Origin of the sequence: Sulfurimonas sediminis (assembly GCF_014905115.1) — a bacterium.
Lineage (GTDB): Bacteria > Campylobacterota > Campylobacteria > Campylobacterales > Sulfurimonadaceae > Sulfurimonas > Sulfurimonas sediminis.
On the sequence record NZ_CP041235.1, the window covers coordinates 19,285 to 33,404 of the forward strand.

The window sequence follows — 14,120 nt, forward strand, 5'->3', positions numbered from 1 at the left end:
AAAAATTAATGAAGGAATAAAATATGCCAAGAAGTGAAGTATGTGAATTATGTGCCAGCAGTGAAGATGTGACTCTTTTAGAACTGCCTGTAAGTGATGGCAGTGAAGAACAAAGTGTGTATGTTTGCCGTACATGTAAAGAGCAGATAGAAAATGATGAGCTTGATGAAACTCATTTTAACTGTCTCAATGATGCTATGTGGAGTGAAGTGCCGGCTGTAAAAATACTTTCGTATATATTATGGAACAGGCTTGGTCGCGGGGATATGACAGATATGATGTATCTTGAAGAAGAAGAGAAAAAACTTGCAGATGCAGCTATCAATGCAGAAGCAAACAAAGTAGTTTTTCGAGATGCAAACGGCGTTGAACTCAAGGCGGGTGATTCCATCGTTATATTAAAAGATTTAGATGTCAAGGGTGCCGGATTTACTGCAAAACGCGGAACAACTGTGACAAGAATTGCATTGCCGCATGATATGGATGACCATGTTGAAGGTCGCGTCAACGGAACAAAGATTTATCTGAAAACCGAATTTATTAAAAAAGCATAAAAGAAAAAATATTGAAACCATACGAGCGATTTTATAAAATAGAAAAAGATTTTCGCAATCCTTATGCCCGTGATCGGGACAGAATTATTCACTCCGGGTCATTTAGAAAACTTGAGTACAAAACACAGGTTTTTCTAAACCATGAGGGTGATTTTTTTCGTACACGTTTAACACACTCTATAGAAGTATCTCAGATTGCACGCTCGATAGCATCACAGCTTGAACTGAATGAATCACTGGCCGAAGCAATTGCTCTTGCGCATGATCTCGGGCATACACCTTTTGGACATGTAGGCGGAGATACTCTGGATGAATGCTTGAAAGCTGACGGATTTTCCAACGGATTTGAGCACAATTTCCAATCATTTCGGGTTGTGACCAAACTTGAAAAACGGTATAAAAATTTTGACGGACTCAATCTTACTTTTGCAACACTTGAAGGAATTTTGAAGCACTCTTATCCCTACAAAAAACCCTTTCTCCCAGAAATAATAGACAAACAGTTTGATTTAAACAAGCATCCTACTTACGAGGCTATGGTTGTAGACCGTGCCGATGAAATTGCGTATATGAGCCATGACATAGATGACGGGGTGAACTCCGGACTGCTTACTTTTGAGGATCTCAAAGAGAGCGAACTTGCCTGTGAAATTCTTGAAAAGGTTGCGTTGGAAGGTGTAGGAGAAGAGAATGATGAAATGTTCCGCTACAGATTCAGTTCACATCTCATAAACCATCTGGTCTATTCCCTCCTTGAATACTCAAAGCAAAAAGTTGCGCATTGTGAAGAAACGCCTATAGGTTTTGAAAAAGAGCTTGAAACAAAAATAAAAAAACTCAAAAAGCTTCTATTTGTCAAGATGTATCAGCATAAAAATATAGTTCGAAAAATGTATGCCGGAAAACAGGCTGTCAAAGGACTCTATAAAGGTCTGATGGAAGAAGAAAAAATGCTTCCGCAGTTTTATTACAAGCAGTTGGATGTGCGAAGCAAACACAGGGTTATTGCAGATTATATTGCAAGCATGAGCGACAGGTATGCACTCAATTTTCATAATGAAATGTATGGAAATATTTAAAGTATCTCTTATATATGAGATACTTTTGTTACAAGCTCATGGACAGATTTTTCAATCGTTTCGGCTTTTTCTTTCATAGTTTGGATTGCTGATTTTGTAATACTCATTGTTTGCTGCTGTTCTTGTGTCAGGTTTTTTGATTCATAGGCTTCATTTTTTATAATTTTAGAATTTTCTGTATCATCCAGGCTTTTTTGATGGGTATCTGCTACTTCATCTCTGGCTTGGGCTAAGCCTTCTTGCAGTTGTTTTGATATGTCGACAAGTTCCAATGTATATTGTGCATTTTTTTCTACATTATTACTTGAATCCAAAATGCTTTGTACAATGACATTGACACTTGCATTTATTTCTGTGAGTGATTTTTGAGTACTTTCTGCAAGTTTTCTTACTTCATCGGCGACAACAGCAAATCCACGCCCATGTTCACCCGCTCGGGCTGCTTCGATAGCGGCATTGAGAGCCAAAAGATTTGTTTTATCTGATATGTCCGAAATAATCGTGAGTATATTTTTAATATCTTCTGCATTTTCTGTGAGTGATTTCAGATTTTCATTCACAAGCATTTCTCCTTCATGTGTTTGGATAATTTGGTTTTCAAGTGTAGACATTTGTATAACAGATTCGTTTATTTTTACAGCTACCTTGTCCAAACTTTCTAAAACTTCTTGAGAAAATTCTAAATTACTGTCTGATTCCACTGTAATGATATCAAGCCTATCTAAAACTTTTTTACCAAGATTCTCAGAGTCGAGAAAATCTTTTTCAACTAGAGAAATGTTTGTCTTTAAATAGTTGAGTTCTTTATCGAGTTCCTGTGATGAAGAGGCTAAATGTTTTGTTTCATAGACTTTTGCAGTAAATATGTTTATAAGTTCAATCATCTCTTTATACTCTTTTGAGTATTTTAATTGCATAGTGATAGGTTCGTCAACTTTAAAATTAGAGAGGGAATGAATAATTTTTTTAGCAACATCAACACCGTTTATTTTTTCGTCTAAATCATGTATCAAAATAACAAAAGCAATAACTACCTGTATAATTTGAGAAAGAATATTATCGGTAAAAACAAAAGTATTTACAAGAAGCAGAACAATACCAACCCAGTGGACAAGTCTCATGCGAAGGAAAAGTGATGTCATAGCAGTACCTTAATGTAGGATAATACAATTATTATAGCATTGAAAATCAGTTTTTCTTATAAATTAGGGGGGGATTTTTATGAATTAAAAGTTGAAATGTAACGTTCTCCCGAAGGAGAAGCGTTTACAGGCGTGATTCGTAACGTCTCATCATATAAAGACGTTTAAGCATTTTCTTACGAGAAGCAATTTTGAACTTTTTACGTTTTTCAGTCTCTGTTTCATGGAAACGGCGAGCACGAGCTTCTGTAACGATTAAGTTACGGTCAACTTGTTTTTTGAAACGTCTGTAAGCAGCATCAAAGTTGTCATCTGGACGTAGTACAATACCAGGCATATCACATCACCCACTTTCTGTTTAAATTTGAAAGGGAATTATAGCATAATAAATTTTTCTTTCAAAGTCGATATTGTTTTTTCTATCGTGTGGCACATGAAATAATTTTTGGTAAATTTGCTATGTCTTCCTGTATTGTGTCTAAAAAGCAGTACAGAATTTTATTTTTACCAAGAGAATAAATAATCCACTTGCCGCTTTGTTTTGTTTGTACAAGTTGGGCTTCACGCATCTGTTTTAAATGGCGTGAAACCAATGGCTGTGAGAGCTCTAATGTGTCACAGATTTCACATACACAGAGCTCTTTTTCTCTGTAAAGCAATGCTATGATTTTTACTCTGTTACTGTCTGATAATATTTTTGCAAGCTGAACTAATTTTTCCATCTAATCTCTTTCGAAGTTTTATTATATAACAATATCGTTATATGAATTATATCATAAAAAGGAATATTGGTTATGAAAAAATTATTATTAGTTTTAATTTTAGGATTTGTCTCTTTTGGAGCAGATTCTGGAGAAGATATTTACAAAGCAAAATGTGCCTCATGTCACGCTATGAAAGGGATGATGGATCAGACACAGATGCAGGCAATGCGTCAAAAAATGCAAAATGCCACACAGGAAGAAAAAATGGCAATGCGTGAAAAAATGATGCTCAAAATGCAAAAAAGCAAAATGAAAGCACCGCCGATGCCGATGGTATCAAAACGTTTGAAAATGATGCTTAAAACCCGTGAAGATTTTATTGCTTTTGTAGCAGATTATATACAAAACCCTTCAATAAAGAAAGGTTTCTGTATGCCGATGGCATATAAACGCTTTGGCACAATGCCTCCGATAGGAAAAACGCTAAGCAAAGAAGAGAGAACGGTTGTTGCTTCCTGGCTGTATGACAATTTTAAAGAGTCATGGGGAAAATCCATGGGCGGTAAAATGTGTGAGATGAAAAACAAAAATATGAAATGCGGCGCAGGAAAATGCGGTGCCGTAAAAATCCAAACACACTAGGTTTATGATGGAAACTATTATGCTTTTTTTCTCTGCTTTGGTTGATTTAAGCAACGCCATGGCCCCTTATATTTTGTTTGGACTTGTTTTTGCCGGATTTTTGCATGAGCTTGTTCCTGAGAGTATTGTAAAAAACCATCTTGGAAAAGATTCTGTTATGTCGGTGATCAAAGCGACAGTTTTCGGTATTCCTCTTCCTGTATGTTCTTGCGGGGTGATTCCTTTGGCAACGGGTATCAAAAAAAGCGGTGCAAGTAACGGTGCCACACTCTCTTTTTTGATCTCTACACCGATTACAGGGGTTGATTCCATACTTGCGACTTATGGAATGTTTGGCTGGGTTTTTACCATATACAGGGTAGTAACTTCGATGATTATTTCGGTCATTGCCGGAATTTTATCCAATTTTTACCCTGAAGAGGAGAGCAAAAAAGAGCAAAAATCTGCAGCGGTATTTAGTATGAAGGCTCCGACAAACCAGCCTTCTGTAATGACTTTTTCAGCAGTAAAAACATCTGATGATGCAAGCTGTTGCAGCACGCAGACAAGCAGTGGCGAGAAAAAAAACAATATTGTCAAAAATGCCTTCACATATGCTTTTGGAACACTTTTAAAAGACATTGCGTCGCCATTGCTCATAGGTCTGCTTCTGGGTGCTTTAATAACTGTGGCGGTTCCTGACAATCTGAGTGAAATACTGATAAAATACAACTGGCTTTCGTACATCATAGTGATAGCCATCGCCGTGCCTATGTATGTATGTGCAACCGCTTCTTTGCCAATTGCCGCAGGTTTGATGTTGGCCGGTGTGAGTCCCGGGGCGGCCTTTGTTTTTTTAAGCGCGGGTCCTGCGACAAATACGGTCACTATAGGTGTTGTAAAAAAGATGTTAGGAACAAGAACTCTTTATATTTATCTCGGGACCATCATAGCCGGTTCCCTTCTTTTCGGACTGGGACTTGACTATCTTTTTCGTGATGTCAATGTCAAAGAACTTGTGCATATGGATGAAGATGCCGGTTTGGCAGCATGGATCGCAAGTCTTGTTCTTTGGGGATTTGTGCTGTATTATGTAATAAAACCATATTTTTTCAAGGATAAAGAGTGTAATGACGGCAGTTGTTGCAGTGCTTAGGGTATAATAGGATTATGAAAAAGAGACTGCTTACATTTGTTTTATTGTTGTCAATGAGTTTTAACATACTCCATGCGTATGTAATAGAGGTTCTTGACACAGACCCGTGTCAGGTGAGTGAGTATGTCCATGAATTTAGCAACAACAGTGAGACAGCGGACAACTGTATTTGTCAGTTGCACCACTGTTTTCACATCGCTTTTATTCTTCCTGAAATTAATATCCCTTTTATGCGTGAAAATTTTTCTCAAAAACCCTATTCACATATCAAAATATATGAGTTTAATTCTTATGATAATTTTTTAAAACCTCCTATCTGCGCATAGTTTCCAACCTATATTTATAAATTAATAACGAACAAAAGGATAACTATGTTTAAAAAAAGCATACTTGCAATACTTGGATTGTGTGCAGTTGTATCTGCACAGAATTTTGATACATTTTTACATGAGGCTTTGCAGGCATCACCCTATCTCAAAGCAAATGCTTTGGAGATTGAGCGTGCTGATGTGCAGTCAAGTCTGATACAGAGATATAAAAACCCGAAACTCTCACTTGAGGCGTCAAAATTTACTCCCGACCTGGGAAAAAGTGAAGCAGGTTACAGGGTTGCACTGATGCAGCCTGTACGTCTGTGGGGTGTTGGCGATGACAAAACAGATTTGGCAGCAGCAACACAGGAAGAGGCAAAAGGACTCGTAACGCTTCAGCATGCAGAATTTGTGAAAGTTCTCTCTCTGCTTTATATTGATTATATGACACAATCAGCATTGCTGGAATTAGCACGAGAGGAGTTTTTAATCTCAAAAAATATTGCCAATATTTCAAGAGAGAGATATGAAGCGGGAACCATCGCAAAAGTAAAATATCTTCGTGCAAAAGTGGATTTGACAGGCAGTAAAAATCTGCTAAATGAGAAAAAAGCTATGCGGCTTGCAAGCTATTATAAACTTTTGGCATTTGCTGGTTTGCAAAATGAGAAAGAACTCGATGAAAATTATGTTTTTAAGCTTTCAGACAAAATGCAGACAGAACTGCAAAATAATTCGGCAGAGTTGCATTATCTTCAAACACAGCAAAACAGGGCAAAAGCAAAAGCAAAATTAAATGCAAATAAAATAGAGTGGATGAATCTGTATGCAGCCTATGAGGCTGAACCGGACCAAAGCATTGCCAGAGTCGGCATGAATATTCCTCTTGCTCTTTTTAATACAAAAAAAGAAGAAAGAAAAATTGCTTCACTGCAGGCTAAACAGAGTGAATTTTTACTGCAAAACCAAAAAACAGCGTTCTCTTTTACTCTTGAGCGTCTAACAAAAGAGTTGGCAATTTTAGGCGCTGTCGTAAATTCTACACAAGATCTTTACAATGCGCAAAAAGAGCTGTTAAAAATGTATGAAGATGGGTACAAAATAGCAAACATCAACCTTTTGGAGTTGCAAAATATCAAAAACCAGATGATACAGACAAAAGAAAAAAAGATAATGCTTGAAAATAAAATAAACAAAAATATAGTTATATATAACTATGAAGTAGGAGAATACAATGAATAAAATATTACTGTCACTGTTATTTGGGTTTGGATCACTTGTCCTGGCAGTTGAAGTTCCGCTGGCACAGACACAAATGCACAGTTTTAAGAAATCGGTAGCACTCAATGCCAAGATAATACAGCTTTCAAATGCGCAGCAGTCTATTACTTCGTTAGTGGGCGGACATTTGGAAAAGTACTTTGTAAAACCCGCACAGGATGTAAAAAAAGGCGATAAAATTGCTCTTATCAGGTCTATTGATGTGTCAAAAATGAGTGCGGATTATATTGCACTGAAAAAACAGTACAAGGCGGTACAAAAAAATTATGAGGCGGTTGAGAAACTTTATAAAAAAGGGATGACATCCATGCAGAATCTCAATGCACAGGCCATTAAGAGAAGCAAAATTGCGGCAAATCTTACAGCTTTGCAATCGCAGCTCAAAACATTGAATATAGATGTCAAAAATCTAAAAAAAGCAACTGCTGATTTTATTTTGTATGCGCATAGCTGCGGACGTGTTTCGGCTCTTTTAAAACCATTGCACTCTTCTGTGTCCTCAAATGAACCGATTGTTTCCATAGTTAAGAATCAGGCATATTATGTCAAGTCTTATTTGCCTCTTGAATATGCAACCAAGGCACGCATTGGAGATAAAATAGTCGTGAATTATGCAGATAAAGAGATTATTACGCATGCTACACAAATTATGCCCAAGGTAGATGAAACAACGCAAAGAGTTGTGGTTCTCTCAAGTGTGGATCAAAAAGTGGATGATCTGTTTATTGATGTATATGTAAAAGCAACCATATATTTCAGTGATGCAAAAAGTTATGTTGCTGTGAAAAAATCAGCACTCTCTTTTTTTAACAACGAATGGGTGGTATTTGTTCCAAACAAAGAAGCAAAAGAGGAGTCTTTGGCATATCTGCCGCGGGTCGTTGTAATAGTTGCACAGGATGATGAATATGTCGGTATAAAGGGCTTGGAGCTTGGAGAAGAATATGTAAGCGGTGAGAGTTACTATGTAAAATCGGCGCTGCTCAAATCATCTCTTGGCGACGGGGATTAGGGGTTGGCATGTTAGATAAACTTATAGAGCTTTCGCTCAAATACAAAATTTTAGTGCTTGTTTTTTTCCTTGGAATTATCGCTTTTGGTTACAAGGCATACCGGGATATTCCCATTGATGCCTTTCCTGATATTACGCCGAAGCAGGTTGTTATTTATACGGAAAGTCCGGGAAATTCTGCCGAAGATATAGAAAAGCTCATCACCTATCCCATAGAGTCAGTTGTCTCGGGGATGGCAGGGGTGAAGCTTATTATGTCAAACTCCATTTTTGGACTCTCCTATGTTTCAGTCTTTTTTGAAGACGATATGGACATCTATTTTTTACGCCAACTCGTTTCTGAACGCCTTGGCAATGTAGATATTCCAAAAGGATGGGGGAAGCCTGTTTTGGGACCAAATACAACAGGTTTGGGGCAGGTTTTTTGGTATCAGGTAGAAGATACAACAGGAAAGTACTCCCTGCAGGAACTCAAAGAGATGCAAAAGTATATTGTGACTCCTCTTTTTAAAAGTGTCAGCGGTGTTGAAGAGGTCATCGGCTGGGGCGGTTATGAGAAACAGTATAATGTTGTCATAGATACAAAAAAACTTCAGGATTTCGGTATTACCTATGATGATATTGTCAAAGCCCTGCAAAAGTCAAATCAGGCGGCAGGCGGACAGTATCTGGAGTTTAACCGCGAGCAGTATCTTATTCGCGGAGCAGGGCTGTACAAAACGCTTGACGACATCAGAAACAGTGTGATTAAACCGAGTCAGGGACAGGCTGTTACCATAGGTGATGTTGCCAGTGTTGTACCGGGTGTGAGTCCACGGTTTGGCGCAGTAACGATTGACGGAAAAGAAGCTGTTATGGGCATGGTGCTCCAACGGACAGCCACCAATGCGGCAAAAGTGGTGCAACGCTTAAAAGAAAAGATCAAGACAGTCAACAGTGCTTTGCCGGAAGGTGTGAAAATTACCACTTTATATGACAGAACAGATATAACGCATAAAGCGGTAAATACGATGACCTCAGCACTTTTAAGCGGTGTAGTTTTGGTTGCCATAGTACTGTTTTTATTTTTATTTGAACTGCGCAGTGCTTTTATTGTTATACTCTCTTTGCCCTTATCTTTATTGACTGCATTTTTGTTGATGGATTATTATAATCTCTCAGCAAATCTTATGAGTCTGAGTGGTCTGGCAATTGCTGTGGGAATGATAGTTGACGGGACCATTGTAATTGTAGAGAACAGTTTTAGAAAACTGCACGACAATCCTTATGAGCCAAAGTTGCAAATAGTCAGCGAAGCAGCAAAAGAGGTGGCAACTCCGGTGACTTTTGCAGTACTTATTATTGCAGCGGTTTTTATTCCTCTGCTCTCACTTGACGGTTTAGCCGGAAAACTCTATACGCCGATGGCACTCAATATTGTGTTTGTTATGCTCGGTTCACTGCTTGTAGCACTTATACTGGTTCCGGTACTTATCTTGATGTTTTTAAAACCGACGAACTCTCCTGAAAATATTGTTATGAGAGGTATCAAAAAAGTCTATACGCCTGTACTTCTGTTTGCGTTGGAAAATGCAAAAAAGATTTTGGCAATTGTCAGTATTGTGTTTATTGTTCTTGTCTATATGCTTTCTCAGCAGGGACGGGAATTTTTGCCAACACTCAATGAAGAGTCGATTATGTACAGGGTTATAGCAATTCCCGGCACGGCACTTACACAGTCTATAGAGGTTTCTGAGGATATAGAAAAGTATATACGAAAACATTATGCCAAAGATGTAAAGTCAGTGCTTACAATGATAGGCCGAAGCGAAAAAGGAGAAACGGCACAGGCAAATTATATGGAAGTGCTTTTGACGCTCAAACCCAACATTGAAGATTTGCCTGCTTTGACGAAAAAGATGAGTGAAGATTTAGGGCATCATTTCAATTTTGTGCAGTTTATTCCTACACAGCCGATTGCAATGCGTATAGAAGAGTTGCTTGAGGGTGTAAAAGCAGAACTTGCTATAAAAATTTACGGAGAGAATCAAAAAGAACTCGATAGAATTGCCAAAGATATTCAAAATTCCATTAAAGATGTGGACGGGCTTGAGCGGATGGAAGTGGAATCCCAACTCGGACAGGCACAGATTAAGATTACACCGGATTATCTTTCTCTTGCGAGGTATGGTATCAGTGTGGAAGATGTGATGCAGGTTATTCGCAACGGTATAGGAGAAGAAGGTATCACTCAAAAGATTGAAGGCATTAAAAGGTTTTCAATTGTTGCCAAAATAAAGGGTGCAAAAGAAGATATTGTCTCCATTGAAAATGTAACACTCCGCTCAAGAAACGGAAATATAGTACGATTGAAAGATGTGTGCGATATAAAAATAGTACAGGGTGCTTCTTTTATCAAAAGGGAGAATCTGAGTCGTTATATGGTTGTGTCAATGGATGTGGAAGGGCGTGATACAGCCTCTTTTGTAGCAGAAGCGGACAAACTCATAAAAGAGAAAGTGAAAATGCCTGCAGGATATTATATAGGCTGGGCAGGAGACTTTAAAAATATGCAAGAAGCAACGAAAAAGCTCATTATTATTATTCCGATAACACTTCTTTTGGTTATTTTACTGCTTTATATGGCATTTAATTCTTTGAAAAAGTCGATGATTATTCTTCTAAATGTTCCTTTTGGCTTTATCGGTGGTATTATTGCTCTGCTTATCGGCGGTATATATCTCTCGGTTTCGGCTATAGTCGGCTTTTTGGCTATTTTTGCCATTGCGATACTCAACGGTATTGTGTTGGTGAGTTTCATAGATGAACTGCGGGCTAAATATCCTGATGTAGATTTGAAGATACTTTTAAAAGATGCGACACTGTTGCGCCTGCGCCCTGTTCTTATGACAGCTTTTACAACATTGTTTGGAATTTTACCGCTTCTTTATGCGACAGGTGTGGGGAGTGAAATACAGTATCCTTTGGCAGTCGTTATAACCGGAGGGATTATAAGCTCGACACTGTTGACTCTGCTGATTCTTCCTTCAACATATTTACTTTTTTATAAGAAAGAGAAAAATTAGTGAAGTGCTAACACTTCGCTAACTTTGTTGTGTGATAATACCAACATCAAAACAAGGGAATCAAAAAATTTCCGGGTTTGAAAATTAAACACAAAGGATTTCAGATGAAATTAGTTAAGATTACATTATCAGTTGCTTTGCTTGGTCTTTTAAGCATAGCGTCGGCAGAGGATGTTGTCATTACAGACACAACGGTGAGCACTGCTCCAACAGAAGAGACTGTTTCAACGGATACTACGGTAGATATTGATGCACAGATAGAGGCAATTCAAAGCGCTCCTGAACAAGAGAGAGTAGAACTTATGAATGAGTTCAAACAAAGACTGATGCAGATGAACCAGGAAGAGAGAATGGCTGCAATACAAGAGATGCAGAGTAAAATGCAGGCAGAAGCGGGTACTATGAATGAATCTGGTACAAGAACTGCTGAAATGTCCAGAAATATGATGCAGACAAGAGATCAGGAACATGTACAGGAGATGCAGTTGCAGACAAATGAAAATATGAACCAGGTACAAAATATGATACAGCAGCAGGCTGGCAGTCAGTATATGCAAACTGTTGGAACGAGCGAAGTAACAGGTACGACTAGTATTCCAAGTATGAATGCCGGAATGATGCGACGCAGATAAAAAATCACATAGTCAATCATCTCTAGAGCTTAATGAGGTGATTGATTTATAAGGAGATATCTATGAAAAAAATGTTTATTTTAATGATGCTGGGCATGTTCTCTACCAGCCTTTTTGCCTACTCTGATTCAGATATGGACGGTGTAGATGACAGTAGAGATAAATGTCCCAATACCCCTTTGACCGATTTGGTTGATATAAACGGGTGTACTAAAAAAAGTCTTGTCTCCTCCCATCATTTTGATATTATAATCGGTGCAAACTATGCCGGATCCAATTATGCCTCTTTAAATCAGACAGACACCTATTCAAGTTCCCTTCAAGTTGACTATTATTATAAAAGTTTTTCACTTCAAGCATCTACATCCTATTATGCTACCAGAGGAGATGGATATAGTGAGAGTGGTTTAAATGATTCATTTTTAGGGGCATCGTACCAGCTTAAGCCACTGAAATCTCTCTCTTTGCGTGTAGGGATAGGTATTCTTTTACCTACATATAACACAGCGTTAAATAACAATAACACTGACTATACAGCTTCACTTAATGCAAGTTATGCTTTAGGTAAAGTAAATCTCTTTGGTGGTTATATTTACACGATGATTAATGATGATGATATAGCAGGAACAGTTGCCTATCAAAACACAAATGCATTGAGTGGCGGTTTAGGATATTATGTAACAAACAAACTCTACCTAAGTGGGGCATATAATACTTCAGACAGTATTTATGCAGATGTTCAAAAGATTAGAACAGTTTCGGCGTATGGATATTACAGTATCAATATGCACTGGTTTACTACCTTCTCTTATGCGTACGGACTCAGTGATAGTGCAAGTGATCATGCGACTTCTGTAAAACTAGGGTATTATTTTTAGGTTACATGTAATGAAAAAACATATACTCTTACTTGAAGATGACAAAGCTCTTGCACAAACTCTACAAGAGCTTTTGCAAAGTGCAAATTATAAGGTAGATATGGTACATAATGGGAATGATGCCATTGACGCTTCGTATGAAAACAAGTATGATTTATATGTTTTTGATATTAATGTCCCCGATATGAATGGCTTGGAACTTTTGGAGAGTCTGCGAAATGCTGATGATGAAACACCGGCAATTTTTATTAGTGCTTTAATAGACTTGAATTCTATATCCAAGGCGTTTTCCATTGGTGCAGATGATTACTTGAAAAAGCCTTTTTTCCCAGAAGAGTTACTGATTCGTGTCAATGCAAAATTATCTCAGACTAATAAAGATATAGTGTATAAAAATTTGAGATATATACCAGAAAAAAAAGAACTTTACAAAGATGGCAAAATAGTCTCTTTGGGAGAAGTTCAAGAGTGCCTGTGTGATCTGTTTATGCATAATATCGGCAAGGTTTTGGACAAAACTGTTTTAATGGACTGTCTTGTCAGCCCGTCAGATGCAGCTTTACGGGTTGCACTCAATAAATTTAAACATACCACAGGCTTGGATATAAAAAATATTCGTGGTATAGGATATATGCTTGAAAAAAGTTGAAAAAGAATCTTTATTAAAGAGTTTTTTACTCTTTTTTTTATCTCAAACACTTCTTGTTAGTGCTCTTTTTTTTCTCAACTATCAAAAAGAACTGCAAAGCCTTGATGAGACTGTTTTTTCAAAAATGAGACTTTGTAGTTTTTCTCTGCAGTGCAAAGAGTTTCAATACGATTTTGTCCCCAAAAAAGAGTATGAACTCTACAAACTTTATAAAAATGAAAACGAACTGAGTGCCTACTTTTCTATTCCTAATTCTACAAAAAATGCTCTAAAAATTTATCTTCCAAAAGAGAAGTATATACAGGGGACACGCACTCTGCAAAAAGAACTTTTATGGAATTTTTTTATCGTTGTGTTTGTTATTGCAATATTGTCTTTTTTCTTTGCTCTGTATGCACTCTCTCCTCTGCGAAAGGCATTACATGTAACAGAGGAGTTTATAAAAGATATTTTGCATGATTTCAATACACCTCTATCTATTTTACGCCTCAATGTTTCTATGCTCAAGAGTGAAACGGGAGAAAATACTAAAATTGATAGAATAGAAAATGCTGTGCAGAATATTTTGAATCTGCAGGCAAATTTGCGAGCCTATTTGCATTCACATGTAAGGCAAAAAGAGCAGTTTGTATTAAAAGAGTTTTTGAAAGAACGCATAAATCTTATAGAGAGTAATTATAAAGATATTCGCTTTTACATAGAAGTTCCGCAGGTTATGTTACATGTAAACAAAGATTCTTTTACGAGAATTATAGATAATCTGATCTCAAATGCTGCGAAGTATAATAAAAAAGAGGGAAAGGTGTTTATCCGATTTAGTGATGATATTTTAAGTATTGAAGATACAGGCAAAGGCATACAAAATCCTAAGCGTGTCTTTGAGAGATTTTATAAAGAGCAGGAGAGAGGTATAGGCATAGGACTGCATATCGTCAAAAAACTGTGTGAAGAATTAGATATTACTGTTCATGTGCAAAGTGAAGTTGGAAAGGGGACAGTTTTCACACTTAATCTTAAAAATATCATAGTATAATTT

Annotated in this window: 15 protein-coding genes; 12 read left to right on the forward strand and 3 right to left on the reverse strand. The window is 37.3% G+C overall.

Going from position 1 to position 14,120, the window contains the following annotated elements:
• Positions 1-23 precede the first annotated feature (23 nt).
• Positions 24-554 carry a PhnA domain-containing protein gene (locus FJR45_RS00080; protein WP_193150803.1) on the forward strand — a complete coding sequence of 177 codons (531 nt, stop codon included), beginning with the start codon at positions 24-26 and terminating at the stop codon, positions 552-554.
• Positions 555-565: 11 nt separating this feature from the next.
• Complete coding sequence (locus FJR45_RS00085) at positions 566-1,633, forward strand: deoxyguanosinetriphosphate triphosphohydrolase family protein (protein ID WP_193150804.1); 1,068 nt, start codon at positions 566-568, stop codon at positions 1,631-1,633.
• 8 nt (positions 1,634-1,641) lie between these two features.
• On the opposite strand, the gene FJR45_RS12565 is transcribed toward FJR45_RS00085, so the two are convergent.
• From FJR45_RS12565 to FJR45_RS00100, 3 genes are all read right to left on the reverse strand, one after another.
• Positions 1,642-2,775 (reverse strand): methyl-accepting chemotaxis protein, encoded by a 1,134-nt coding sequence (locus FJR45_RS12565; RefSeq protein ID WP_193150805.1) that lies wholly within the window; start codon positions 2,773-2,775, stop codon positions 1,642-1,644.
• Positions 2,776-2,899: 124 nt separating this feature from the next.
• Positions 2,900-3,112, reverse strand: a complete 213-nt coding sequence (gene rpsU / locus FJR45_RS00095; protein ID WP_151901446.1) for a 30S ribosomal protein S21 — start codon at positions 3,110-3,112, stop codon at positions 2,900-2,902.
• An 82-nt stretch (positions 3,113-3,194) separates the two neighbouring features.
• Entirely contained in the window at positions 3,195-3,497 is a 303-nt protein-coding gene (locus tag FJR45_RS00100; RefSeq protein ID WP_193150806.1) for an ArsR/SmtB family transcription factor, read from the reverse strand.
• 72 nt (positions 3,498-3,569) lie between these two features.
• Here FJR45_RS00100 and FJR45_RS00105 point away from each other — a divergent pair, with 72 nt between their 5' ends.
• The 10 genes from FJR45_RS00105 to FJR45_RS00150 all read left to right on the forward strand — a co-directional run bounded on the left by FJR45_RS00105 (position 3,570) and on the right by FJR45_RS00150 (position 14,117).
• Positions 3,570-4,121 (forward strand): c-type cytochrome, encoded by a 552-nt coding sequence (locus tag FJR45_RS00105; protein WP_193150807.1) that lies wholly within the window; start codon positions 3,570-3,572, stop codon positions 4,119-4,121.
• Positions 4,122-4,125: 4 nt separating this feature from the next.
• A complete protein-coding gene (locus FJR45_RS00110) occupies positions 4,126-5,256 on the forward strand; it encodes an SO_0444 family Cu/Zn efflux transporter (RefSeq protein ID WP_226966438.1) in 1,131 nt (376 codons plus the stop codon).
• 14 nt (positions 5,257-5,270) lie between these two features.
• Positions 5,271-5,582, forward strand: a complete 312-nt coding sequence (locus FJR45_RS00115; protein WP_193150808.1) for a hypothetical protein — start codon at positions 5,271-5,273, stop codon at positions 5,580-5,582.
• A 45-nt stretch (positions 5,583-5,627) separates the two neighbouring features.
• The gene (locus FJR45_RS00120) at positions 5,628-6,809 is read left to right on the forward strand and encodes a TolC family protein (RefSeq protein WP_193150809.1); all 1,182 of its coding nucleotides are present in this window, start codon (positions 5,628-5,630) and stop codon (positions 6,807-6,809) included.
• Positions 6,802-7,860 carry an efflux RND transporter periplasmic adaptor subunit gene (locus FJR45_RS00125; RefSeq protein ID WP_193150810.1) on the forward strand — a complete coding sequence of 353 codons (1,059 nt, stop codon included), beginning with the start codon at positions 6,802-6,804 and terminating at the stop codon, positions 7,858-7,860. Before FJR45_RS00120 ends, FJR45_RS00125 begins: the two co-directional genes overlap by 8 nt.
• Positions 7,861-7,868: 8 nt before the next feature.
• Positions 7,869-10,925 carry an efflux RND transporter permease subunit gene (locus FJR45_RS00130; RefSeq protein WP_193150811.1) on the forward strand — a complete coding sequence of 1,019 codons (3,057 nt, stop codon included), beginning with the start codon at positions 7,869-7,871 and terminating at the stop codon, positions 10,923-10,925.
• 104 nt (positions 10,926-11,029) lie between these two features.
• On the forward strand, positions 11,030-11,557 hold the full coding sequence (locus FJR45_RS00135) for a hypothetical protein (protein ID WP_193150812.1): 528 nt from the start codon (positions 11,030-11,032) through the stop codon (positions 11,555-11,557).
• Positions 11,558-11,619: 62 nt separating this feature from the next.
• On the forward strand, positions 11,620-12,435 hold the full coding sequence (locus FJR45_RS00140) for a porin family protein (RefSeq protein WP_193150813.1): 816 nt from the start codon (positions 11,620-11,622) through the stop codon (positions 12,433-12,435).
• A 10-nt stretch (positions 12,436-12,445) separates the two neighbouring features.
• The gene (locus FJR45_RS00145) at positions 12,446-13,084 is read left to right on the forward strand and encodes a response regulator transcription factor (protein WP_193150814.1); all 639 of its coding nucleotides are present in this window, start codon (positions 12,446-12,448) and stop codon (positions 13,082-13,084) included.
• On the forward strand, positions 13,071-14,117 hold the full coding sequence (locus FJR45_RS00150) for a sensor histidine kinase (protein WP_193150815.1): 1,047 nt from the start codon (positions 13,071-13,073) through the stop codon (positions 14,115-14,117). Before FJR45_RS00145 ends, FJR45_RS00150 begins: the two co-directional genes overlap by 14 nt.
• Positions 14,118-14,120: the final 3 nt, after the last annotated feature.